General features: G+C 61.7%; 15 protein-coding genes. 2 read left to right on the top strand and 13 right to left on the bottom strand.

All coding sequences use genetic code 11. From position 1 onward, the window contains the following. A partial coding sequence (locus tag PIN01S_RS27040) for a hypothetical protein (protein WP_218024720.1) occupies nt 1-267 on the top strand: 267 nt, incomplete at its 5' end. Nucleotides 268-391: 124 nt separating this feature from the next. Here PIN01S_RS27040 and PIN01S_RS26525 read toward each other — a convergent pair. From PIN01S_RS26525 to PIN01S_RS20285, 3 genes are all read right to left on the bottom strand, one after another. After that, a complete protein-coding gene (locus PIN01S_RS26525; protein ID WP_090257299.1) occupies nt 392-610 on the bottom strand; it encodes a hypothetical protein in 219 nt (72 codons plus the stop codon). 61 nt (nt 611-671) lie between these two features. After that, nucleotides 672-1,667 (bottom strand): sigma 54-interacting transcriptional regulator, encoded by a 996-nt coding sequence (locus tag PIN01S_RS20280; protein WP_255251461.1) that lies wholly within the window; start codon nt 1,665-1,667, stop codon nt 672-674. Between the two features lie 565 nt (nt 1,668-2,232). Continuing rightward, nucleotides 2,233-3,324, bottom strand: a complete 1,092-nt coding sequence (locus tag PIN01S_RS20285) for an extracellular solute-binding protein (protein ID WP_084338347.1) — start codon at nt 3,322-3,324, stop codon at nt 2,233-2,235. A gap of 592 nt (nt 3,325-3,916) precedes the next feature. Here PIN01S_RS20285 and PIN01S_RS27370 point away from each other — a divergent pair. Continuing rightward, nucleotides 3,917-5,794: a cellulase family glycosylhydrolase gene (locus PIN01S_RS27370; protein ID WP_084338349.1), complete on the top strand. Its 1,878-nt coding sequence runs from the start codon at nt 3,917-3,919 to the stop codon at nt 5,792-5,794. Between the two features lie 61 nt (nt 5,795-5,855). On the opposite strand, the gene PIN01S_RS20295 is transcribed toward PIN01S_RS27370, so the two are convergent. The 10 genes from PIN01S_RS20295 to PIN01S_RS20340 form a co-directional block, all read right to left on the bottom strand. Then, a complete protein-coding gene (locus PIN01S_RS20295; protein ID WP_139198602.1) occupies nt 5,856-6,554 on the bottom strand; it encodes a chromo domain-containing protein in 699 nt (232 codons plus the stop codon). Nucleotides 6,555-6,635: 81 nt separating this feature from the next. Next, the gene (locus tag PIN01S_RS20300) at nt 6,636-9,017 is read right to left on the bottom strand and encodes a protein kinase domain-containing protein (RefSeq protein ID WP_139198601.1); all 2,382 of its coding nucleotides are present in this window, start codon (nt 9,015-9,017) and stop codon (nt 6,636-6,638) included. A gap of 162 nt (nt 9,018-9,179) precedes the next feature. Further along, entirely contained in the window at nt 9,180-10,451 is a 1,272-nt protein-coding gene (locus PIN01S_RS20305) for an OmpP1/FadL family transporter (RefSeq protein ID WP_084338355.1), read from the bottom strand. A gap of 19 nt (nt 10,452-10,470) precedes the next feature. Further along, entirely contained in the window at nt 10,471-11,742 is a 1,272-nt protein-coding gene (locus PIN01S_RS20310) for an OmpP1/FadL family transporter (RefSeq protein ID WP_084338357.1), read from the bottom strand. A 30-nt stretch (nt 11,743-11,772) separates the two neighbouring features. Then, complete coding sequence (locus tag PIN01S_RS20315) at nt 11,773-13,038, bottom strand: OmpP1/FadL family transporter (RefSeq protein ID WP_084338359.1); 1,266 nt, start codon at nt 13,036-13,038, stop codon at nt 11,773-11,775. Between the two features lie 31 nt (nt 13,039-13,069). Next, nucleotides 13,070-14,329, bottom strand: a complete 1,260-nt coding sequence (locus tag PIN01S_RS20320) for an OmpP1/FadL family transporter (RefSeq protein ID WP_084338361.1) — start codon at nt 14,327-14,329, stop codon at nt 13,070-13,072. A 49-nt stretch (nt 14,330-14,378) separates the two neighbouring features. Next, nucleotides 14,379-15,347: a response regulator gene (locus PIN01S_RS20325; RefSeq protein ID WP_084338363.1), complete on the bottom strand. Its 969-nt coding sequence runs from the start codon at nt 15,345-15,347 to the stop codon at nt 14,379-14,381. A gap of 2 nt (nt 15,348-15,349) precedes the next feature. Next, complete coding sequence (locus tag PIN01S_RS20330; protein WP_169715857.1) at nt 15,350-17,095, bottom strand: DAHL domain-containing sensor histidine kinase; 1,746 nt, start codon at nt 17,093-17,095, stop codon at nt 15,350-15,352. A gap of 693 nt (nt 17,096-17,788) precedes the next feature. Beyond that, nucleotides 17,789-21,460: a hypothetical protein gene (locus PIN01S_RS20335; RefSeq protein WP_084338368.1), complete on the bottom strand. Its 3,672-nt coding sequence runs from the start codon at nt 21,458-21,460 to the stop codon at nt 17,789-17,791. Next, complete coding sequence (locus PIN01S_RS20340; protein WP_169715858.1) at nt 21,457-25,695, bottom strand: OmpA family protein; 4,239 nt, start codon at nt 25,693-25,695, stop codon at nt 21,457-21,459. Before PIN01S_RS20340 ends, PIN01S_RS20335 begins: the two co-directional genes overlap by 4 nt. Between the last annotated feature and the right edge of the window lie 152 nt (nt 25,696-25,847).

Here is a 25,847-nt window from a genome sequence, read left to right on the forward strand (position 1 = left end):
ACTTTTATTCTGCTCATTCACCATGGTTTGGTTGGCAGTGCTAGCAGTAGAGTTGATAGCCATGATTCGTCTCCGATGGTCAAAATTATGACATCTCGTTTGATGTCAGTTATTGAGTGGCGAACCCGCTCAATCAGTTCCACCCTCAGTGAAGAAATTTGCTGCGAAAACCAGGGCCAGAAAAAACAAAAAGCCACATGCCATTACCTCAAGAAAAAGGGAATGCGCAGCAGCATCAAGGAATATTCAGAAAATCAGCATTGCTGATTTTAGACAATGCAACTCCCGCAACCTTCACGGCATGGGCAGGATTGCTCAGGGTTGTTTGGCTACAAGCCGCGATTAACCATATTGCACCCCGCCCATCGGCGGGGTGCACAAGCATGACCGGTCAGTACTGAACACCTTTGGCGCCGTTGATCTGGGAGTTCAACGCCGTCTTGGTGTTCTCGGAAGCGACGGAGGCCATCGCACTCTTGTTCTGCGCATCCTGGGATTCACGGGTGAACTGGCCCATGTCCTTGAAATTCTGGGTCATGTTTTCCAGACTTTTATTCTGCTCATTCACCATGGTTTGGTTGGCAGTGCTAGCAGTAGAGTTGATAGCCATGATTCGTCTCCGATTATTGAGGAATTAAACATCATGTTGATGTTCGATTAATGAGTGGAAGCTACTGCAAAAAGGTTCCTTCCCCTCCCTGGATATTCAACACTTTCATGCGGTGATACAGCGTCCGCTTGGGAATACCCAGCTCGCAAACCATGGAATCGATGCACTTGGCGTGACGGTGCATACAATCCTGAATCAGAATCTTCTCGATATGGCGCAATTGGTCCTTGAGCAACATCCGTCCATCCCTGCCGCCCTGTCCGCCTCCCAAGGGAGGCAGGCCGAGCACGAAGCGTTCGGCGGCAGCGCGCAGCTCGCGGACGTTACCCGGCCAGCGATAGCTGAGCAGTTCCCCCATGCAGCCCGGATCGGCTTCGGGTGCGACCATTTTCATCCGCTTGGCCGCATCCTGGACAAACTGGCGGAACAAGGGAGCGATCAATTGCGGGCGGGAGCGCAGTGAGGGCAACTCCATCTTCACCACGTTCAGGCGGAAGAACAGATCGCGCCGGAATTTCCCCTGCTCGACCAATTGTTCCAACGGCGTCTGACAGGCCGCGATGATGCGCAAATCCAGCGGCAGGAACTCGGTCGAACCAAGCCGTTCGACGCCCCGCCCTTCGAGGACACGCAGGAGTTTCGCCTGCAGAGACAACGGCATGCTGTCGATCTCGTCGAGATACAGGGTGCCCTTGTCGGCCGCCTCGATGTAGCCAGCCCGGGCCCGGGTAGCGCTGGTGTAGGCGCCCGGCATGACGCCGAACAGTTCGCTTTCCGCCAGCGACTCGGGTACTGCCGCGCAGTTGACGGCGACCAACCGCCCTTTGCAACCCGACAATTCGTGGATGCGGCGGGCCAGCGTGTCCTTGCCGGTACCGGTCTCGCCGACCAGAACCATATCGATTCTCAACGGGGCTGCTGTTCGAATGAACGGCTCCAGTGACCCGAACAAATCCAATCCCTCTGGCTGGCCTTTGGGCAACTGACCAGTCGAGCACGGTTGGCTGCGTTCCAGAAAGCCAGAGGCAACTGTCGCTCCTTTCATCCCGTCACTCATATGCACTCCTGCCATCGCAAAACACGGTGTTTGTAATTGGACTGAAACAACTTGCTACGTGTTTTATCACGCTGCTGGAGCCATAACTTTCCGTCAACTGGATCGTTCAAGAAGCGGAAACATGTCACGTGAAGGCTTTATTTTGTGAAATTTGTTGCACTTGTTGAGCGCACGAATGTGACACTAAGTGGCCATCTGCGGCATAAGGAACAAGATGTAAATTTTCCGCTACGTACAAGTAAGAAAAACCAGACTTTCCTTACTTGCAACTCATCCGCCCCCGATAAGACCAGACAAAAATAATGGGAAATACAAATAGCCAATTAGACATTGGTATATATCCAATTGGTTATCTTGATAATAAAAAAACATCCGACCGCGGAACTATGCACACTCACGAATTGACCAACGCATCTCACGATGCTCATAAGCAGACTTCTGCCGGATGAGGCAATCACAAACGGTCAGATCGGGGAGGCAGGCCGAAGGAATGAGGAGAGGCGCAGCGGCAGATGAGACGGATGTCTCGGGAAGGAGGCGGGACCCGCCTCCTGACGGTGGTGATTCAGTCCTGGAAATGTTCCAGTTCGTGGGGCCCAATAGGGGGCAGTCCATCCCGGAAGTGCTCCCAAACCTTGTCGCGGTAGCCGGCTACCTTCTCCGGCAATGGGTCCAGCATGGAGAGTCGGCGCCTGGTGCTCCGGTCCGGATACAAGCCGGGCTGTGCCCGTAGTGCCTCATCGATGAACTCTCTGGAAGAGGCATTGCCGTTGGGATAGAAGGTCTCCGTAGTGATCAGCGCGGCGACCTTGGGCTCCAGGATGTAGTTGATGAACTGATGGGCCAAGGCCGAACGACCACCCGCCGGTATCACCATGCTGTCGATGAACGAGAACGAGCCCTCTTCGGGAATCATGAACACCACGGGCTGCCCGGCGTCTGCCGCGGCCAGCGCATCGCCCACCCAAGCCATGGCGACACAGATCTCCCCCGATTTCAGATCTTCGATGTAGCGTTCGCTGTCGACATAACGCAGGTTGGGACGCAGTAGGCCGAGTATCTCGGCGGCGCGCCCCAGTTGATGAGCGCCGCTGCGCGAAAGTGTCCGGCCGCGGTAGCTCATCAGGATCGACAGCGTTTCGTCGGGAGCATCGAGCACACTCATGCCGCATGTGCTCAACCGGTCGCTCTGCTCCGGGTCGAACAACAGGCTCCAACTGTTCGGCAGCGGCCCGCCGAATGCCTGCTCCGCTCTCGGCGTATTGATGGCCAGTCCCGCGGCCCCCCATAGATAGGGCACCGCATAACGGTTACCGGAATCGTAGGCAGCCAGCTTCTGTTGCAGCGTCCGATCGAGGTGCACGGCATTTGGCAAAAGCGTTTCATCGAGACGCTGCAGGCGTCCAGCCCCGATCAGGCCGGGCAATGAGTCATGGGAAGGCACCGCTACATCTATCGGCTCCCCGCTTTCGAGCAGCCTCTCCAGCTCTTCCGTCGAATCGTAGGTATGGTAGTCGACATGAACGCCCGTCAGCCGTTCGAAATCTTCCAGTACCTGGGGAGCGATGTAATCGTTCCAGTTATAGACATGCACGACCTCAGCCTGTGCAAACAACGGACTTGAACCAACCAACAGACCGAACAATAAACGACGCATCCAGGACACCCACACATTAGTTACAGCTTCATGAAGCGGGACGGCAGACTATTCGGAAGGGCATATAGCCACAATCGGGATAATCTGAATTAGCCGTAAGCGTGGATGACCCCACCATAAGAAACCCCTCATGGTGCGCTTCGTCAGGACATTATCGACTTCACCCCTTCTCCTTTCGAAGGATATGAGTCCGACGATAAAAATAAGAATATCCCTACCTTTACCAAGCCAATCCCCAGACTGGCTTACTGAATACCTCAAACTTGAACACTCGCCTTGTTAAGGCTGGTGAGGCTGAATTGGAAAACAACAGGAAAGATGAATGAACCGCTCGTCCGAATAGGCAAATGAATTTGCGACTGATATCGCAAGGCGGCGCCTAACCACCGATTACCTCATATATGTGGCAGAGAACTTTTCCGTATTACAACAATGCGTGCGGTGTACCACAGCAGATTGAAAACCTCGCTTGTTAAGGTCCGCCCCGCAAAATTCCGCGCTGCTCTTCTCCAGCGCCAGCGGGTCGCAGCTACGTCATCTGGCATGGACGAACAACAGCTCTCCATCGGGAAATTCAAAGGAGCTTTACCACATGAATCCCATCACCTTGCCAATCGGCTCCAGGCTGGCGCAATGGTCGCTCGCCGGCCTGGCCGGTCTCTATGCCATGAGCAGCCTTGCGGGCCCGATCGCCTCCGGCGAATACATGATCAAGTCGGTCCAGAGCAACAAATGCATCGACGTCGCCGGCGAACACAACGGCGCCAACGTCCAGCAGTACAACTGCTGGTCCGGAGCGAACAACCAACGTTTCCTGGTCACCGACCTGGGCAACGACGCCTATAGCATCCAGCCCCGCCACACCATGATGTCGCTGAGCGCTGCCGGTGCCGGCACGGTCAAGGGCACCAACCTGGAACAGGCATCCTGGTCCGGCGCTGCGCACCAGCAGTGGGAAGTCCGTTCTGTCAGCGGCGGCCATGAAATCCGCCCGCGACATGCCACGGGGCTCTGCGTGGACGTTGCCGGCGCCAGCATGAATGACGGGGCCAACCTGCTCCTCTGGACCTGCCACGGCGGCAATAACCAGAAGTGGGTCTTCACCCGCATGGATGACGGCGCCTCCACTGGCGGCACGGCGACCGGAGAAGGCCAGACGACCACGGTCAATGGCATCAGCTTCGCCAGCAAATCCACAGGCGGCGCCGGTGCGGAAGATAGCTGGAACATCTGGTCGGATGGCTACATCGAGCAGAGCTTCGCCTTCAGTAACCCCAGCAGCCTGAGCGTCATGGCCAGAGGTGAAGTGGCCGGCGGCGTCTGGCCGGCCATGACCGTCAGCGTCGGCGGCACCCAGGTAGCCAGCTTCACGGTCAACAGCAGCGAGTGGAAGAGCTACAACTTCGACGTCACCGGCAAGACCGGCAGCCAGGCGGTACGCGTCGCCTTTACCAATGACGCGATCGTCAATGGCGAAGACCGCAACCTGCTGGTCAAGTCAGTGAGCGTCACCACGTCGGGCGACACCGGAAGCGATGAAACCACCGAGACCACTACTCCGACCGCCAATGCACTGGTCGCCCAGAATGGCCAACTGCGGGTCAGCGGCGTCAATCTGGTCAACGCTGCCGGGCAACCGATCCAGTTGGCCGGCATGAGTTCCCATGGTCTGCAGTGGTTCGGTCATCTGATGAACGCCAGCAGCATCAAGTGGCTGCGCGACGACTGGAAAGCCAACGTCGTCCGGGCGGCGATGTACACCGCCGATGGCGGCTACATTTCCAACCCGTCGGTGAAGGACAAAGTGGTCGAAATCGTCGACGCGGCCATCCAGAACGACATGTACGTGATCATCGACTGGCACATCCTCAACGACAACGATCCCAACATCTACAAGACCCAGGCGATCGAGTTCTTCCGCGAAATGGCCACCCGCTATGGAAATCGTCCGAACGTGATCTATGAGATCGCCAACGAACCCAACGGCTACGCCAACTGGAACGACCATATCCGCCCCTATGCCGTGGACGTGATCAACGCGATCCGTCAGATCGATCCGGACAATGTGGTCCTGGTCGGCACCGGAACCTGGAGCCAGGATATCCATCAGGCGGCCGACAATCCGTTGAAGGACCCGAACGTCATGTACACGCTGCACTTCTATGCCGGCACGCACGGCCAGGAACTGCGTGACCGCATCGACTATGCCCGCAACAAAGGGGCCGCCATCCTCGTCAGCGAATGGGGCACCTCCCAGGCCAGCGGTGGCGGCGGCGTCTATGCCAACGAAACCCGTACCTGGATCAACTTCCTCAATCAGCGTGCCATCAGCTGGGTCAACTGGAACCTTTCCGACAAAGGTGAAAGCTCCGCAGCCCTGGCACCTGGCGCCAGCGCCACTGGCGGCTGGACGAGCCAGCAGCTCAGCGACTCGGGCCGCCTGGTTCGTGAACTGATGCGTAATCGCTAAATGAGTGAGCCCCCTGCTCCGTCACGCAGACAGGGGGCTATCTCACGAAAGGACTGCTCGTTCAGCGAACGACGCCCTGATCCATCAACTTGAGGAACTTGGGAGAGAACTGGTTTCGATCGATAACCAGGTTGGGGTCCGAAGAACGTGCGTTCGCCAGGCTGCTACGTACATCGGACAGGCTCTTTCCATTAGCCTCCCCGCCCAGGACATACAGGGTGTACTGGCTGGCTGCGCGATAGATCCAGGCTTGGCCACGGGAAGCCGGATCACCCAGCGTCATGGGGTCGAAATGAGCGACCTGTTCGTAAGAGCCATTGAAGAATGCATTGACGACTTCACGCAAAGCCGCGTCGTTCGTGTTGCCGTTGTCGGCGACACTCGCGCCAGGAACAGGCAGCTCCTTTCCGGCCTGAACCAATCGGGTCTCGCAATCCGCCTTGCCGCTGGCCATGTTCTCTGCGTTTTCGCCGGACAACACCTGGAAACGCGCCTCATCCGCCCAACTACTCAAGGCCTCTTCGCAGTTCCCCAACCGATAGTGCGCCAGCCCGAGGTAGTAATGCGGCGTATAGGAAGCGAAGCGCATGCCGTACAGGCGAATGCGGGGTAACGAAGCCGGTACTTCGCTGATCACTTCTTTCAGTAGCGGGATCGCCTTTTCATAGTTCTCCCGCTCGATCTGCAGAATGGCAGTGTCGTAGTCCTTTCCCAACGAAGCCCACACAGGGCTCGTGGCCGTCAGGGCCAGCAGAAACAACCATCGACGCCCGGCGTGCGGAGCACAGACAACAGCTCTCCTTCTCGCTCGTACAGTCATGCCAAACTCATCTCCAAACCGTTATCGATCGCCGCGCAGGTTCACGCTGACGTTGGTGCCCTGCCCAGACTGTACCCTGGCACGGATTTCACGCAACTGGCCATCATCCGGATTGCGGAGTTCGATCAAATAATCTCCTGCTGGAACCTTCAAGCGGAGCGGAGTCGTGGCATCGTCTTCGAGCGCGATTCGCTGGCGGCTCCCTACCCGCTTGACCGAATGGATATGCGCCCACGGAATGGCGTTGATCGCCAGGAATCCATCGGCAACCGCACTGTTGGTCGAGCGTTGCTCGAGTATGGAGGCCAGGGTCAGCTTGCGCCGTCCCAGTTCGGCATCGTTGGCAATGTGCTGGCGGGCACGCTCGACCAACGTCCCGGCGTCATCATAGCGACGCTGCGCCATCAGGCTGTCCACTTCCTTCAGTACGGCGGCCCGCAACCTGCGCAGGCCGTCGCGTACCTCCTCCTCCGCCTGCGGATAGGCCCCCGCCCTCTGGTAAAGATCCCAGGCGTTCCGGCTCTCAGGAGTGAAATAGTTACCGCGACGCAAAGCCAGGTCGGCCTGATCGAGCAATTTGCGTACTTCGGCGGACTGTTCCCGGGCTCCCTCGGCGATCCGTGCGTCCAGCGCCGCCAGGTCACTGTTCCTGGGCAGAGCACGGTAGCCCAGTGCGAGATAATTTCTCGCCTGCTCCCAGTCCTCCCTCTCGACCGCTCTGCGCGTACCGTTCAGGGCAACCTCACCCAACCCCTGCACGCGTTCCTTGGCCGTGGCATCGTCCGGCTCCAGCCGCAACGCCTGCAGATAGGCCTCCAGCGCGCGTCGCAATCCCGCCGGTCTGTCGACGCCAGCCTTTTCTGCCTCCGCCGCGTCCTTCAACAGCCTGGCCAGTTGCTTGCGGTGTGCTTCGGCTCCCAACAACCTGCGATATTGCGCCTCCAGCATGGCCAGGGAGGTGCTGGCGGGTGCCAGTTCGCGCAGTCGGTCCATGCTCTCCTTGGCCTGTTCCAGATGCTCGCCCTTCAGCTCGGCCCTGGCCTGCTCGGCAAGAACTTCTTCCAGCCGCAACCTGCGCTCTGCCACGCCAATGTTCTCGCCGGCCAAATCCTGCGCCCGCCGTAAAAGGGCGATAACCGAATCGGTTTTTTCGGGGGTATCCAGGTGCCCTGCCAGACGATCGTCGATCTTGGCGAAGAGACGATTCAGACGATCCCGCTCCTCTGTTTCTCGTCGTGCCTGCGCCAGGGTTCCCGACAAGGCCACCAGTTTCGGATCGTCGGGAAACGCCCGGATCGCACGGCTCAACGCCAGATCCGCCTCATCCAACCGGCCCTGGCGAAGCGCCTCCAGCACGGACTGGCCAGCCCCCTCCTCGACTCGCTCCGACAGCGCCGACAGTTTCGCGTTATCCGGATCGGCGATGCGCAAGGTGCGCAAGGTGTCCAGCGCGTTGTCCTCGGCGGGGAGCAACAACTTGCCCTCCTTGAGCTGGGTATCGGCGCGCAGCACCAGCTTCTCGATCAGACCCAACTCCTCCTCCGGCCGGGTCTGCAACCAGAACAGCAAGGCCACGCCGCAAATCACCGGAATGCCCAGGCCCAGCGACCACAGACTCCAGCGGGAGGTGCCGACGGAAACATCCCAGCGACTGGCCTCGATGCTGTCTACCTGCGCTCCCGCGCTAGCCGCCAGAGCAGGACGTTGCGACAAGGCGGACAGCGGGGTCAGCAAGCGCTCGAACGGCAATTCGCCGATATCCCGGTCGGCCTCCAGCCTTGCGGCCAGACGTGACGAACGCATCACCAGGGCATTGAGCTGGTCCAGCAACATGGTCACGCTGCTCGGCCGCTGCGTCGGCTGGTCCACCAGCATCAACGTCAGGAGCGGCTGCAGGTCGGCGAGACTGTCGGGCAAGACCGACAGCCGCGCAGCCTGTCCGACCCGGCTCCGGGCCGGCGGCGGCTCGCCCGTCAGCAGGTAATGCAGCAGGAGACCGAGGCTATAGATATCCGCCCGCGCATCCGGAACACGGTTGGAAAAACACTCCGGCGCACAGTAATCGAGCGCGTCCCCTCCTCCTCGAACCGAGCCCACCATCCAGGTCATGCCAAGGTCCAGCAGGACGGCCTCGCCATTGGCCCGGATGCCAATGCGGTCCGGATGCAGGACGCTGTACACGACACCGGCACGATGCAAACCGCCAACCGCCGAGGCGATTTCCGCGAACAGCCGCAAACGCTGGCGAAGCGACAACGTGGACAACCACCCTGCATCGCCAGGCCAGCAACCGCTCAAGGGTTCGGCTTTCCGATTGTGTTCGGCCCCCTCCTGAACGCCACGCAGCAGATTGGGGTGCCGGGCCTGGTGCAACAGTTCGGTTTCCCGGACGAAACGGGCCATGACGGTTCCCTTGCCCCGTCCGTAGGGAGAGAGCACGAACAACGAGCCGTCCGGTTCGTGTTGCAGGCTCACCAGGCGGCTGATGGATCGTTTCTCCAGGGATTGTTCAGTCACGGCGACACTCCAGAATCGGGGTGAGGAACGGCCATTCGTTCGGACGCGCTAGAAACGCGCTACCGCGGCCAGGGAGAAGGTGTCGTAGTACTTCGAGAAGTCCGCGCCGAAGTCGACGGAGAATTGTTCGAAAGCCAGGCCCAGACCGAAGGTGTAGTGGGTCTGGTCGCCCGTTCTGGCGGAGAAGACCAAGGCGTTCGCGTCTTCCAGGTTTTTGTCGCGGTAATGCAGGGTGTGCTCCGGATCCCGCCAGACGCCCGCACGCAAACTGACGGGCACAGGGAGTTCGAAGAAGACGTATTCGCCCCCGAAGCGGATTTCCGTCCCGTCGCGAAGCTTCAACTGCGAAAGGTCTCCATCCGAGTTCTGATCGTCGCCTTCGGCCGCGAATGCAGAGCTGATGTTGTGGGTCAGTTGCGAATACAGCACACGATTGACGTCGAGGCTCAACGTGAGGGCATCGTTGACGCGGTAGCTGAGGCCAACCCCCATCACATCGGGAATGTCGAAATCACTTCGCTTGCGCAACCAGGCGACCTGCTGCCCCGGGGTTTCGAAGTCGTCGCTGGCAACGACATCGTAATAGAGCCGTGGCGAGCGACGGTACACTGCGCCGAAGGCAAGTCGATCCGAGAGCAGGTAACGCAGACCCAGGGTATAGCCGAAGCCATGGTCCTTGCCTTTCTGCGATTGCCGGGTGACGGCACCGCCGCCCACGTCCCGAGTCGTTGCGGAGTCGATCTCGAATTCGTGCCAGGCGATACCCGCTCCCAAGCGTAAACGCTCGCCGATGACAAAACCCACGGAGGTGCCATAGCTGACGTCGCTCAGCTTGATGCGACTGGAGAAAGGGAACAACGCAAAGTCATCGGAGATGAAATCGAACCGGGTGTTGAAATCCATCTGCTCGTGACGGTAGAAGGCCACCGTCGCGGCTTCGAAAGGAAACACCGCCGAAAGGAAAGAGACGCCACGCGCACTGGAGTCCGATGTGTCATGAGAGAGTTGGTAGTTGGGCTCGAAGAAGTTCCCTCCGTCAGCAAATGACAGATCGCGCAGATAAGGCGTGGAATAGCGGTAATAACGCCCCTCGGCGGAAAACTCCCGACGTGTCAGTTGCACCAGGCCTGCCGGGTTGGCGTAGGCTGCTGTCGCATCGTCCGCCAGGGCCACGAAAGCGCCGCCCATCGACAGGCTACGCGCTCCCGGATTAGAAAAATTGAACTGGATGCCCGAGGTCCCTTCCTCATCCGTAATGGCATGAGCACTTCCCGAACTGCTCAATACCAGTGCAATGGCCAAGCGCAAGCGATTATTCATAATGGGCAGAGGTCATCGATCAGAAGCGGGCAACCGCAGCCAATGAGAAGGTGTCGTAGTACCTCGAGAAGTCCGCACCGAAGTCGACGGAGAACTGTTCGAAGGCCATCCCCATGCCGAAGGTGTAGTGGGTCTGGTCACCCGTTCTGGCGGAGAAAATCATGACATTCGGGCCCCGGGAGCCATCGTCGCGGTAGTGTATGGTGTGCTCCGGGTCCCGCCAGACACCCGCACGTAGACTGACGGGTACGGGGAGATTGAAGAAAACGTATTCACCCCCGAAGCGGATTTCCGTACCGTCGCGAAGCTTCATCCGCGAAAAGTCATCCCCTAATGAGCTCTGATCGACGTCCTCGGGCAAGAATGCAGAGCTGAGGTTGCGGGTCAGCTGCGAATACAGGATGCGATTGACATCGAGGTTCAACGTGAGGGCCTCGTTGACGCGATAGCTGAGGCCAACCCCCAACACATCGGGAATGTCGAAGTCGCTTTGCTTGCGCATCTGGACGACTTGTTCCCCCAAGTCATCCAAATTGTTGGAAAAAGTGGCCTCATAACGAAGCCGCGGTGAACGACGGTACACCGCACCAAGGGCCAGCTGATCCGAAAGCAGATAACGCAGCCCCAGGGTATAGCCGACGCCATGATCCTTGCCCTTTTGAGTTTGGCGGTTGAGCAGCCCGGGATTAGTTTGGCCGAAGTCCCGAGTCGTTACGGAGTCGATCTCGAATTCGTGCCAGGCGATCCCCGCGCCCAGGCGCAGACGCTCGCCGATGGCGAAGCCCACGGAGGCGCCATAGCTGACGTCGCTCAGGTCGATGCGGCTGGAGAAGGGACGCGCAACGTTACTATCGTCGGTAAAGAAATCGAACCGCGTATTGAAGTCCATCTGTTCGTGCCGATAGAGCGCCAGTGTCGCGAACTCGAACGGAAAGACCGCCGATAGGAACGACACACCACTGGCGCTGGACTCGGCAGTGTCATGCTCGAGCTGGTAATCCGCCATGAAGTCTCCATGCGCGTCACTCAAATGCGGCGTGGAATACCGGTAGTGGCGCCCTTCCACGGACAACTCCCGGCGCGATAACTGAGTCAACCCCGCCGGATTGGCATAAGCGGCGGTGGCATCGTCCGCCAGCGCCAAGAAAGCGCCGCCCATTGAAAGGCTACGTGCGCCAGGATTGGAGAAGTTGAACTGAATGCCCGAGGTACCTTCCTCATCAGTGAGGGCAAAGGCGCTGTTCGAACTCATCAATGCCAGCGCAATGGCCACGCGCAAACGAATAGTCATACCGGTACTGCCTATGTTTGAGTTTAAGGGTCAGAATCTGGCCACCGCAGCCAATGAGAAGGTGTCGTAGTACTTCGAGAGATCGGCGCCGAAGTCGACAGAGAACTGTTCGAAGGCAAGGCCGAGACCGAAGGTGTAGTGGGTCTGATCGCCCGTTCTCGCCGAGAACACTTCGGCGTTACCGTCGAACGGATCGTCGCCGCGGTAATGGAGCGTGTGCTCGGGGTCGCGCCAGACCCCGGCTCGGAGGCTCAGGGGGACCGGCATGTCGATGAAGACGTATTCGCCTCCGAAACGAACCTCGGTTCCGTCGCGCAGTTTGAGCAATGCCGGATCGCCATCCTCGGTCTGATCGGCACCTTCCGGTGCGAAGCGGGAACTGATGTTGTCGGTCAGTTGCGAATATCGAACCCTGTTCACATCGAAATTGAGTGTGAAAGCCGGGGTGATCCGATAGCTGACTCCCACGCCCAGTACGTCCGGGATGTCGAAATCGCTTTGCTTGTTCACGAACGCGACCTGTTCGCCGCCGGGGTTGGCTTCATCGGTGCTCGCGCTCACCTTGTAGTGGAAGCGTGGCGACCTCCGGTAAACCATGCCCAAGGACAGGTCGTCGGTGATGAGATAACGAAGGCCAAGGGTATAGCCGAAGCCATGATCCGACCCATTCTGGCGCTGCCGGGTCGTGACCCCGTTGTCGGCGTCGCGTGTGGTCAGCGAGTCGAGTTCGAAGTCATGCCAGGCAATGCCGGCGCCCAGACGCAAGCGCTCTCCCACGGCCCAGCCGACCGAAGCGCCATAGGCCACATCCTTCAGCTCGGCACGGCTGTGGAATGGGAACAGAAAGGCGTTTTCCGGCTGATAATCGAACCGCGTCTTGAAGTTCATCAGCTCATGACGGTACAGGGCGACCGTTGCGTGTTCGAACGGGAAGACGGCAGACAGGAAGGAGGCGCCGCTGGTGGACGACCGGGCCTCGTCGTGAAAGGACGTGGTTTCGAAGCTCCCGTCCGTGGACTCCTCGACATCGCTGAGGTGCGGCGTGGAATACCGGTTGTAGCGCCCCTCCACGGACAGCTCGCGACGCGATAGCTGCGTCAGGCCCGCAGGATTCGCATACGCAGCGGTGGCATCGTCCGCCAGAGCCACGAACGCGCCCCCCATCGACAGACTACGCGCGCCCGGATTGGCGAAATTGAACTGGACCGCCGAGGTACCCTCATCATCGGTGAGGGCGAAAGCGCTGTTCGAACTCATCAATGCCAGCGCAATGGCCAGGCGCAAACGAATAGTCATACCGGTACTGCTCACGTTTGAAGTTTAAAGATCAGAATCTGGCCACCGCAGCCAGGGAGTAGGTGTCGTAATACTTCGAAAGATCGGCGCCAAAATCGATGGAAAATTGCTCGAAGGCCAATCCCATGCCGAAGGTGTAGTGGGTCTGGTCACCCGTACTGGCGGAAAAGATCCTCGACTCGATGCTGCTGGGATCGTCGCCGTGGTAATGGATGATGTGTTCCGGATCGCGCCAGACGCCGGCACGGATGCTCAGGGGTACCGGAAGATCGACGAACACGTATTCGCCGCCGAGGCGGATTTCCGTACCGTCCGACAGTTTCAGCGTGGAAAGCAGAGCATCGCTTGCTGTGGTCGAATCGAACGCCGAAGTGATGTTCCGTGTCAGTTGCGAATAGAGGACCCGGTTGATATCCAGGTTGACCGTGAGGGCCTCGTTGAAGCGGTAGCTCACTCCGACACCCCAGACATCCGGTATGTCGAAATCGCTGTGCTTCCTCATGACCTCGATAGGTTCCGGCCCTTGGGAAACGGGGTCGAGGGAAAGGCTTCTCGCCTGGTAACGCAGACGTGGTGAACGTCGGTAGACAGCCCCCACCGACAGGTCGTCGGTAATCAGATAACGCATCCCCAGGATATAGCCGAGGCCACTATCCTTGCCTTTCTGCGTCTGGATGCTCGCGGTACCGAAATTGGTATCCCGTACAGTTTCCGAGTCGATAGAGAATTCGTGCCAGACGAGGCCCGCTCCCAGGCGCAAGCGCTCACCCAGCGCGACACCGGCCGATACGCCGTAACTCACATCCTTCAAATCTATATCGCTCTTGAACGCAGCGGGATTGACCCCCTCCGTTTCGAAAGCGAACTGCGTGTTGAAATCCATGACCTCGTGCCGATAGATCGCCAGGGTCGCCTGCTCGAAGGGGAAGACCATCGACAGGAAGGCCGCCCCGCTGGAGGAAGACTCGCTCGTACCGTAGGACAGCACGTCCATGAAGCTCCCGTCGGTGGGCAACCGACCATCGCTCAGGTGCGGCGTGGAGTAGTCGTAGTAGCGCCCTTCGGCCGAAAACTCCCGGCGGGACAATTGAGTAAGCCCGGCCGGGTTGGCATAGGCGGCCGTAGCATCGTCCGCCAACGCCACGAACGCGCCGGCCATGGACAGGCTCCGTGCCCCGGGATTGGAGAAATTGAACTGCATGCCGGCCGTGCCCTCCTCGTCGGTGATCGCGAAGGAAAGCGGGCTGAACAGAGCCATGGCGATGGCAAGGCGCAAACGAGGCGAAGACATAGGAAACCCCGGCAGGAAAGGTAATCGGTCTTATCGGAGGAAAGCTCCCTCAGGCGTCGGGAGCATCGCCTTTGCGGAACGGCCAATAGCGCGTGACCAGGCGTCTGAAGAGGCTCTGATCGCGAATCTGGCCGATGTCCTCGACCACATGTCGCTGTTGCAGCTCGGGTACGGCGCGCACGTTGCTGACATGGCGAGCGGCCGACATCAGGCTCAGCCGCATCATGCCTTTCTGCACGGGGCGTTTGAGGTAGCGATAGATCTGCCCCTCGTTGATGAGATTGATCGCGACGTTGGAGTCCAGATTGCGCGACGTGACGATGGTGGAAATCGCCGGGTGCATAGCCTTGAGCACTTTGACGAAATCGCTGACGTCCTGGCCTGCCACGCTGACGTCGGAAACCACCACATCGACGTTTTCCCGGTCCAGCACCCGCAAGGCGCTGTCCAGGTCGCGTACGACGAAACAGCGGGAGGAGTTTTCCATGACGTCTCGGCAGACGTCCGCCAGGTCTCCTTCGTCGTCGATCACCAGCACGCCCGCATCGATCGGCGAGACCTTTACCGGTGCAGCCTCGGCCAGCTCCTCTTCACCTTCCAGCGGTATGACGTTGACGGTGTTGCGCGCTATCTGGACGGCGCTGGCCACCAGCGTGCGCATTTCGTCGTTGGACCAGGGCTTGTTGATGAAGCGGAACACCTCGCCATCGTTGATGGAGCTGATGACGGAGGACATATCGGAATAGCCGGTCAGCAGGATGCGCATGGTCCCGGGAGACACCCGGCGAACCCGGCGCAGCAGCTCCGCACCGAGCATCTGGGGCATGCGCTGGTCGCTGACGATGACATCGACCTTTTCCCTGCGGACGATTTCCAGGGCCTCGTTCGGGTCCGTGGTACTCAGCACCCGGTAACTGCTGCGGAACAACGACGACAGGCTCATCAGGATGTAGCGCTCATCGTCGACGAACAGTACGGTCGCCCGTTCGGGAATTTCATACGCTGGGATGGCTGACATGTTCAGGTTACCGGCAAGCTGAGAGTGAAACAGGTTCCCGTGCCGGGCGTCGACTCAACCGTCAACGCGCCGCCATGGTCCTGGACGATCTGGTAAGCAATGGACAATCCCAGTCCGGTCCCCTTGCCTATTTCCTTGGTCGTGACGAATGGATCGAAGATTCTCGGCAACAGGTCGGCCGGGATACCGTGACCATCGTCTTCCACAGTGATCTCGATGAAACGCCCATTGACCCGCGTACCGATGGCGATGTTTCCCCCCTGTTCCGGGAGCGCCTGCGCCGCATTGACGATGAGGTTGAGCAGGACCTGGTTGATCTGCGAGGGAGCGCATTCCACCAGGGGGAGTTCGGCGTAATCGCGGTGCACCTGGGCATTGCGCTTGCGCAAGGTGTTGTTGGCGATACGCAGCACATCGTCGATCCCCTTGTTGAGATCGACGCGGTCGTTCTTGCTGCGGTCGAGGCGACTGAAGTCGCGCAGGCTCTTCACCAGCTCGCTGATCTGATTCAGCCCTTCCCCGGTAGCCAGAAGCAGCTCTTCCATTTCCTCCCGGCAATGCTCTTCCTGCAGTTGGCGGGCATGGTGAGCCGTTTCCGGATCGGTTGCCGCCAAGGTATCCGCCGTCACCTCGACGAAGCGATCGAAGACCTGCCCCATTTCGCCGAGGCGCTCCCGCACGATCTCGACGTTGCTGCGCGAGAAGCCGAGCGGTGTGTTGATCTCGTGGGCGACCCCGGCGACCATCTGCCCCAGCGATGCCATTTTCTCGGTCTGCATCATCTGCAGCTGAGACTGTTTCAGCTCGTCGTAGGCTTTCGCCAACTGCTGGGTGCGCTCGCCTACCTGATGTTCGAGGGTCGCATAGCTGTGGCGCAGGCGCAGCGCCAGGACCAGCAGCACGAGCAGCAGCATGGCCGCATAGGCGATCAGCGCCAGCCGGTAGGTCTCGGCACGCCGGAAGATGTCGGAGTAGCGTTGGGTATAGGCGTTGAGGATATCGCTGAGCGTGGACGTGGGCGCATTGACGATACCGAGCAGCGCGGCGTCCCGGTTGGGAAGTTGCTGGAGGATATAAAGGATATTGGTACCGAGCGCCTCGACCAGCTTGAAGGTGTCGCTGTCCGCACGTGCGGCCGAGTCCTGCAACAGGCCATCCAGGCGATCCTGCAACTTTTTCGCGGAATCCTCGCTGCCATCGTGCAGGTAGAGGAACAGCAACAGGCGCAGGGCATTGGCCTGGGTCTCCATCGCGGCCGAATGACCGGAGAGACGGTTCAGCTCGAAGACGGCCTGGTCCACCGTGTCCTTGAGCGTCGTGTTCAGGGAAAGGAACTGTTCGATGAGTTCCTGCTTCTTGCTCTTGGCGCCGTAATATTCCAGAACCAGTGCAGCCTCGTCGCCATGGCCGAGGCGAGCCGGGTCCGCCGGGCTGGTACCGCTGGCCTTGATGTCGCCGAACACGCGGTCTTCGGTCTCGCGGATACGGGCCTGGACGCCAGCGATCGCGTGCTCCTCCTGGGGGAGATCCTGGCGCGCCATGAGCAAGCGGACATTCAGTTGCATGTCCAGTTCCTGCAGTTCACGAATCGCGTCACGCATTTCATAGTGCTCACGCCAGTTGACCGCCTGGACCTGCGAAAGCAGGAAGACCAGTACTGCAACAGCCGCCGCGGCCAGCAATCCTCCCCATACGAGAGAAGAGCCGACCACCCCACGCATCAAGCGCCCGAACCCGTACTGCTGCATCTGAACTCCCGAACGGAACCCCACACTCCGCCAAGACCGCGTGATCAGCCGCATCCGGCGAAGACCGTGGCAGACATGAATATCCGGGCTTGGATTGCGATTAAAAGCGTACAGATCGTCGGGACAAGCAGTCGATCAGCCATACCCTATTTATCTCTCAACCTTTCCCTACCCCGAGTAGGGCAAAAATCAGACGAATCGTCCTCACCTCGGGCGGAATGCGCCCGCCACGTTGCCCACAGCGCCGCTCGCAATCTGGCGAGGCGTGGCAAGAAATGGGATGGTCGGCCTTAACACGGGGGAAAAACGGATTGCCGACCTCGTCGGCGAAACGGATGAACGGAGGCGAAGGGCCCCCGTGAAGCGGAAAAAATCAGGATATCCCTACCCTGAAGTAGTCCTTACCGGTCGATATTCACGATGGCATCGGGCCAGGAAGATGAAGAATGTCGCAAAACTCAGCGAAAGAAAGCAGCCAGGACGGCTCAACAGACGCTCTCGGCAAGAGACGATACTAACTTTCAGTTAAACAACCCGTTCGCAGTTCACAGAATGGCCAGTCAGCCGAAATCCCCGGTAATCCAGACCTCTGAACCCGGATGACAGCAGCAGAGAGACTCGCCTGAGCGACGGGGCGGAGGGTCGGTTACCCGCCTCCGCCCCGTTTCCAGTGCAGCGAACCGTGCTCGTGCCTCAATAGAAGCCGACGAAGTTGAGGAACCAGCCCTGGTAGCGATAATCCAGCCGGGTCAGGTCGTCACTGAAGTCGGTGAAGTTGTAGCCGGCACCAACCCGGAAGTTCTCGCCGACATCGCGATCGACGCCAACCAGCCAGCCCTGACGTGCCCCACCATCCTTCACCTCCAGCACCCGGTATTCGCCAAGGGCGCTCCAGGCGCCTTGCAGGCGGTAACGCATCTGAGCCGCCGCCAGGCTCGCCCGGCTGTCGAACCATTCGCCCTCCAACCGTCCCGCCCGGGCCTGCCCCAGCCGCTCGGCGAGCTTTCCGGCGAACTCCCAGCGCTGGTCGAAGCGGTAGGTGCCTTCCAGCGCGAGTACATGGGAGCGCTGGTCGAAACGGGACACATCGCCCTCCTGACCCAGGGTGGACAGGTCATAGAGGTAGGTGTACTTGCCGAGCAAGCCCCACCGCGTGTTGTCCGCCGGACGCCAGGAGAAGCCCAGGTTCGACTCGACGAAACGTGCGCCGGCCCGGGTGTCGATCTGGTCGCGGGTATCGGAGATATTCAGGCGACCGGCGATGCGCCAGGACTCGTCGAGCTTGTGCAGCATGCGATGGGTCGTCAGCCATTGACGGCGTTCCTCCGCGCCAGTGTCGCGACGGTACTCCAAGGCACTGCTCCAAGTGGTCTTCGCCGAGACATGGCCGCCGCGCACGCTGAGCGCATGGCGGTCGACGACACCGCTGACGGCCTCCAACTCGCCTTCCTGCACCGTGAAGCCGTAGTTCCAGCCTTCGACCGGGTAGAAGTCCATGCCGAAAGTGTGGGCGATGCCCTGCTCCTCTCCGGACTTGAGCCACTGGCTTTCGTTGAACAGGCTGGCCTGGTTCGACAGCCGCCAGCGCTGACCAAGGGTCAGCCCACCCGGTTTGCCGCCGAACAGCGGGTCGGTTTCCGCGCTGGAGTCAGTGGTCACCGTGTAACCGCCATACAGGCTGTGGTCCGCGGCAACCCGGTATTCGCCGTTGATGCTGGCGGCATTGCCGCGATCGCCGCCGGTCACTTCCGCGCCGACACTGGAGAGATCGCCGAACAGGTATTTGCCGCCGAGCGTCAGCGCATCGTTGTCGCGGTAACGGCCATTGTCATTGTCGAGGGTGAGCTGGCCGACGCCGTAGACCTCCAGCGATGGAGTGATCCGCCGGGTATAGCGCAGGGCGCCCAGCGTTCCCTCCACCGCATCCGATGAGCGCGTCTCGGTGGTCTGGCGCAGCTCGGCATCCAGTTGGTCGTCTTCGCTCAGTTGCCAGCCCGCGCCGATCTGGGCCTGGTCGAAGCGATCGATACCGCGCTCGGCACGGCTCGCCCGTCCGGATAGCTCCAGCGTCTCGCTCAGCTCGCCGGAGAACTCCGCCCCCTTCTCCATCACCGGCATGCCGATGTCGAAGCGGCTGATGGAATAGCCGGAATCCACCAGCCGGTACCAGCCGGCCAGCGCCCACTCGTTGTCGAGCAGCCCCAGCTCCTTCAGATTGGCCCTTGCTTCGAGTGCCTGTGCATCGCCTTCGCGGCGGCCGTTCGGGTTGAGCCGGGCGAAGCTCAGGCCGCCGTTGTCCGAATAGAACACCGGTGCGGAGGTGGACTCGCTGTGGGCCTGCTCCAGCTTGAGGTAGGTGCCGCGCCCCGCCTGCAGGGTGGTATCGACACCCATCAGGCGATAGTCGTCGCCGGCCCGGTTCTCATCGACGTAGGTGCCACCCAGAGCCAGGTGCTCGCCGAACCATTGCTTGCCACGCAGGCCACCGGTGACTTCGCCATAGCGGATGCCGCGGCTGATGTATTCGTAATCGACCAGCAGGACATTGGTGTAACCGCCCAGCGGCGTGTCGCGGGTCAGCGTCGGCGCATTCTCCCGGCTGATCTGCAGCAGCGGCCGGGTCAGGATCATGCGCCCCTGTAGCTCGTCCAGTTGGTAATCGACGTCGCGGACCAACACGGTGCGCGCCTCCACCCGGCCGGTGGTCGGGTCGCGCAGTTCCAGCACCACCTGCTCGGAGCCTCGGAGAATATCGGTATGCCGCAGGTAATAGAGGCTACCCCCGGTGCCGAGGAATTCGCTGTGCCCCAGCGACGTCTGCGCTTCCGAGCCGAACACCCGCACTTCGCTGCGTGCCTCGCCCAGCTCCGTGCTGTCGCGGCTACGCCATTTCAGCGCGGCACCATACAGGCTGCGCACGTACTGGGCGTACTCGGTGCCGGTCAGGCCGGTCTGGAAGTTGCCCCAGAGCGCCTGGTTCCGGTCCCAGTCGACCCGGACGTAGAGCTTGCCCTGGGTGTCGACGTCGCGTCGGGTGGTCGAGTCGTCGCCGTAGACCGGGTAATAGGCATCCGGGTCCAGGCGCCGGAAGACGTCCTGGGCATCGGCCCGGAAGAAGCCGCTGAACAGGTCGCCGGCCCGTTGCTCGCGGGTATCGGCCTGGGCCGTGATCAGATATTTGCCACGGATCTTGCCCTTCAGATAGAAGCCTAGCCGGCCATCCACCAGGAAGTCCTCATAGCGGTCGTCCGCGGACAACGCTTCCACCGCACCGCTGACGCGGTTTTCCGAGGCGGTGACATCGGCGATCGCTACCAGGAACAGATAGCGGCCGGTGACGTCCACCTGCAATTGCCGGTCGATTTCCTTGTCGCGGTTACGCAGACGCAGATCGAAGGTGTGGCTGCCCACCGGCAGCAGGTACTCCGCGACGAATTTGCGCTCCAGATCGACCGGCACCGGCTGGCCATTGATGCTCAGCTGGTAGCCGTCCGGAATGTCCTGGCCGGACACACGGACCCGCGAGCCATGGATCGGAATGTTCTGCTGGCGCAACGCACTGCCGCGCCCGTAGCTTTCGGACAGCAGTCGGCGGCTCTCCAGCGCCTCGGCGGAAAGGTCGCGCAATTCGCTGCCCGCCGAGAGGCGCTGCTGCTCGAGGCTGCGACGGCGATCTTCGGGGCGCACCAGTCGTATGCGCTGCGCCCAGGTCTCGTCGACGCTGCCGTCCGCACCGTAGGCCCGCAACACGTATTGCAACTCATCGCCCTGACGCAGGTGGGTACCTTCCGGCAGGTCGATGTTCCAGGCCAGCTCACGGGAAACACCCGGCTCTATGGCCTGCGTCGCCAGCGGCGTGACCCGGTCGATATCGCTGCCGCGATAGAGCACCAGCTCCATCCGCTCGATGAACCCGGCGTAGTTGCTGTAGACGTGGAAGCGCACCGGTTCGGTCAGTCGCCCTTGGGCGAACGCCGCCTGCGGGCTGCCCTGGACGTTCAGCACCGGCTCGGTCAGCGCCGGGTCCTCGGTGGCCCAGATCGAGCCGCCACCCGGCAACTCCAGGGTGAGCCGTGCCGACGCCTTCCCAGGCGGTAGCTGCTGCAGATCGACCGTTGCCCGGCGCTCGCGCGCCAAGCCGTCGGCATCCGGCAAGGAGCCGGCGGACAGGGGTTCGCTTTCCCCCTTGCTGATCACCCGGACCACCGGTTGACCATCGCTGGCGCAACCTTGCGCGTCGCAATCCAACGGGCCGCGGGTTTCCGCCTGCGCAGCGCCCATCGCCAGGGCGAAGAGGATCGCCGCATCCAATGGTTTCAACGGCAGGCCATGGGAGACACGGGATTTGCGAATGAGCTGGCTCATAGCGCGCCCTCCCGTACCGGATCGAGGCTTCCGTGATCCACCTCCACCCTGAGCCTCGCCCTCTCCCCGGGCGGCAGGCGTTCGGCGAGCGCGGCGAACAAGGCCTTCGCCCGGCGCAGACCCAGGGCCTGGTTGTAGGCCTGGGAACCGCGACGATCGGCATGCCCGACGATCACCAGGCGGCTGCCCATCCCGGCGGCCTGGCGGGCCAGCCATTGCTGCGCGAGCTGATCCAGCAGCGCCTGGTAGCGCGGGCGGACCTCGGCCTTGTCCGTTTCGAACAGCACTTCGCCCAGGCGCACCTGTTCACCGCTCAGCCGCAGAAGGCTGCGGGTTTCCGGCCGCACACGGATGCCAAGGCGTTCGCGCACCGTCGGAGAGACCCTGGCGAACAAGGCATCGCGCAACGCCTCGGCCCGGCGCAAGGCGAGCGCCGGTTGTTCGGCGTGCCCCACCACGTCCACATCGCCGCCCTGGTGTTCGCCAAGGATGCGCACCATGGTGTCGATGGCCGGCGTGTACTCGGGACGGATTTCCGCGCTGCCCGGCGCGAAGACCACCTCACCCAGCTCCAGCTCGACCCGCTCGGGTGCGTGCCAGGGTTGCTCCGGGGCCTGCACAGCGAAATCGAAACGGACCGGCATGCCCTGGGTGATGCGCTTGACCTTCGGATTGCCATCGACGAAGTGGCTGCCGGCCGGCAAGGTCGCCGTGTCCACCTTCATGATGAAGTTACGGCCCCGACCGATATGCTCGACGTCCAACCCTTCCAGATGGAAACGGCCGCGCGAATCGGTTTCCACCAGCAGCCCTTCTACCGTTCCCAGGCGCACGCCCGGCAGACCCGGCTCGTCGACGCCCGCGTTGACGATTTCGTAGGTCACCCAGTACTCGCCGCCGTCGGTCACAGCGACATGACGCGTTACGCGCAGATCCTGGGTTCCAAGCCCACGTGCGGCATCGCCCTCACGCGTCACCGTCTCACTGCCGTCGGCGCGCATCCGCAGCAGCGTGCCTTCGGCGCTGCGCAATTCGAAGTCATCGGTGAAGGTCGGACTGCGCAAGCGCTGGCTGATGGTGATCCGCCGCTGCCCTGCCGACTCGTCCGGCGAACGGCGCCCGAGCAGATCGCCCAGCACGATGCCATGCAGCAACGGTGCACTGGCATCCGGCTCCGGGTGCGGCCCGTCGCCACGGTCCACCAGGGTCGAACCGGGCACATAGGCGTCCGCTGCGAAACCGCCATGGACCTTCAGCCCGGTGGCCTTGGCGCTGTCCTGCCAGCCATCGCCGTCGCGATCCAAGAAGACCGTGCCGAGCACGCGGGCATCTTCGAACAGCGGATCGGCCTCGCGCTGGACCGAAGCCCGCGCCACGTTGCTGATGACGCTGCCGGCGAGCATCAGGCGGGCGCTGTTGACGTACTCGCCACGGGCGGCGACGCCGGCCCCGACGCGCAGGAAATAGCTGATGGTCAAGCGACCACCGGCGGCCATGGACAGGCCTTCGACCCGCAGCGGATCGAGGCCGGCGAGATGGGCGACGCCATCGCGGTCGCTCACGGCCAGCGAACCGTCGACATAGCTGAAGCCCGCCGGCGGTGTATCCACCAGCGATACGCCGGCCAGGTCGGTGCTGCCGGTGTTTTCCGCCACCAGGGTGTAGCGCACCAGATCGCCGATCTTCACCTTCTGCGGGCTGGCCTGCTTGCTCAGGCGCACAGGCATGCTGCCGGCCACCGCCACCGTTGCCCGGGCGGTGTCGCAGATGCTCGGATTGAGCGCATCGCAGATGCGGTAGTCGAGCGTGTAGGTTCCCGGCGAAGCGCTCGCGGCCACACGGATTGCCCCGGTCGCCGGATCGAGGCTGACATCCGGGCTGGAACTACCGATCTGCTCCAGGGTCACAGCGCCTTGTGCCAGCGCGATACCGTTCAGGGAGTCGTTGCCCAGGACGTTGCCCACCGCGCCGCCAGTCAGCGCTTCGATGGTCGAAGTGCTGTAGTCGTCGTCCAGCGCATCGATGATCGGCGGCGCGACCCGCACGGTGATGGTGGCGGTCGCGCAGTTATCCGGCACGGCGCGCTCGCAGATGCGGTAATCGACGCTGTAGTCGCCCGCCGGGGTGCCGGGATTGATTCCGACGACACCGGTCTGGGTATCGACCAGCAATGGCGACGGCGGCGTGCCGACCAGTGACAGGATGACCGTGGACGGATCGGCCACGGTTCCGTTCAGGCTGTCGTTATCGAACAGATTGCCCAGCGACGGATCGCCGGAGGCACCCGAACCGGTGACGAAGGTATCGTCCGTGGCAGTGATTTCCAGGGCCGTCACCACCACGGTCACGGTGGCCTCGTCACAGTTGACCGTGCTCGCCGATTCGCACAGCCGGTAGACGAAGCTGTAGGAACCCGCCGGGCTGTCCGGCTGCACGCCGACCTCGCCGGTCGCCGGGTCGAAGGTCAGCTCCGGCGGCAGATCGCCGACCAGGGTCGCGGTGACATCGGCCGGAGCCACCGTCCGGCTGTTCAGGCTGTCGTTGTCGAAGACATTGCCGGCACGGGTTTCACCGCGCGTCGGGGTATAGCGGTCGTCCACCGCATCGACGGTCGGCTCGCTGACCGTCACCGTTACGCTGCTCTGGTTGTCGTCCTGGCGCGATGTGGGCTCGCCAACGGTGGAGTCGTCCGTGGACAGCGCCACCGAGGCGTTGTTGGTGATATTCCCGGCGCTCGTCGGCGCAGTGGCCTGGACGGTCACGGTCACCGCACTGCCCGCCGAGCCGGCGCTGTTGGTGCCGGGCAACGACTGGATACGGCCGCTGAGCACGAACCCGCTCGTCGCATCGCCGCTGATGGTGATGCCCAGGTCACCACACACCGCTCCGCCGCTGGCACTGCCGCAAGTCACGCCGGCCGCGCTCAGGCCGCTGATGCCCACGGGCAGCCGGTCGGTGAAGGTCGCGTTGGTCGCGTCGTGGGTGCCGCGGTTGCCGATCCGCAGGCTGTAAGTGAACGCTTGCCCTGCCCTCACGGCAGTGGCGGAGGCACTCTTGGCGATAGACAGATCGACCAGGCGCGGTACGTTGCTGATCGTGCAATCCACCGTGTCGGCGAGTTGCAGCTCCAGGCTGGGCGGATCGGCCGGATCGTAGGTGCCGCTCGGCAACGGCGTGGTAGAGCCCGTATTGGTGTTGACACAAGCGATGCTGCGATCGTACTGGCGCAGCGTCGAAGCACTGCCGGGAGCCATCTCTTCGATCAGGCTCAGGGTGTTGCCGGGCATTACCTGGCCGCTGATATAGGGATAGTTGCCGGACGCGCTGCCGCTGGTGGTGCGGCTGGAAATGGTCGCGCCCACCACGTTCTCGATGCGGTAGACGAACTGGTCGGCCGGCTCCAGACGCCCGGCCGGCAGACGCTTGCGCAGGCGCGCACCACCCCAGCGCAGCCCATAGGCAAAACCCTGGGACGCCATGGAATGGATCTGCCCGACGATGCTGAATGGCTGGCTGCCAGCCACGTCCTTACGGGTGGCCAGTACCACGGCATTCGCGTCGCTACGGGTTTCGCCGCGGAAACGCACGCAGTCGATGGCCCCTTCGCAGACCGAGGTCGGGCCGCCGTCCTCCGGCAACGACAGCCGCGTCACCGCGCTTGCCGGCGCGTCGCCGAGAAACTCCACCGTCTGCCAGGCGGTACCGCCGGACACCACACCGAAGTCCAGACGTTCGCCACGGGTGAAACCGGGCAACCCGTTGCTGTTCAGGCGCTCGGCGTCCGCCACCACGATCTCGTAGGGCTCGATCACCTCGGCGCCGGCCGGGTTGAACAAGCGGATGTTCGTCAGGGTGACCACGGTCCCATTGGCGCTGCCGTTGGTTTCCGTGTAGAGCGCCGCGGCATTCGGCGTCAGCAGGCGATAGAAGTCGGTGTCGCCGCTGAAGTTCGAGCCGGTCCATGTCGGTGCCTGGGAGACCTGCAGCGTCCCGCCGTTGCTCACCGCCATGTGCAGGCGCAGGGTGGAGCCGTCCGGCAGGGTGAACAGGTAGTCGTCGTTGTAGCCGGACGCGAGCAGTTGCCCGGCACTGCCGAACTGCAGCCAGCAGATTTCATCGGTGTGCTCGCCCCGGGAGTTGGGGTCGGACAAGCGGCATTCACCCAGTACTTCCGCCGATGCCTGAGGCACGTGCGACAGGGCGAGCATCAACGAAAACAGCCAGGCGAATCCCATCCGCCGCCTGGAGAACCACCGATCGAACGACCATCCGAATCTGCGCCGATGCGCCCTGCTGTTTCGCTGCACCACAAACCCTCGCATGTCGAGCATGTGATACCCGCCGCCCTGGGGGCTGGCCGGTATCGGTTGAGAATGCGAATGCGGGG

It is taken from the genome of Pseudomonas indica NBRC 103045, from assembly GCF_002091635.1.
Taxonomy (GTDB): domain Bacteria; phylum Pseudomonadota; class Gammaproteobacteria; order Pseudomonadales; family Pseudomonadaceae; genus Pseudomonas_M; species Pseudomonas_M indica.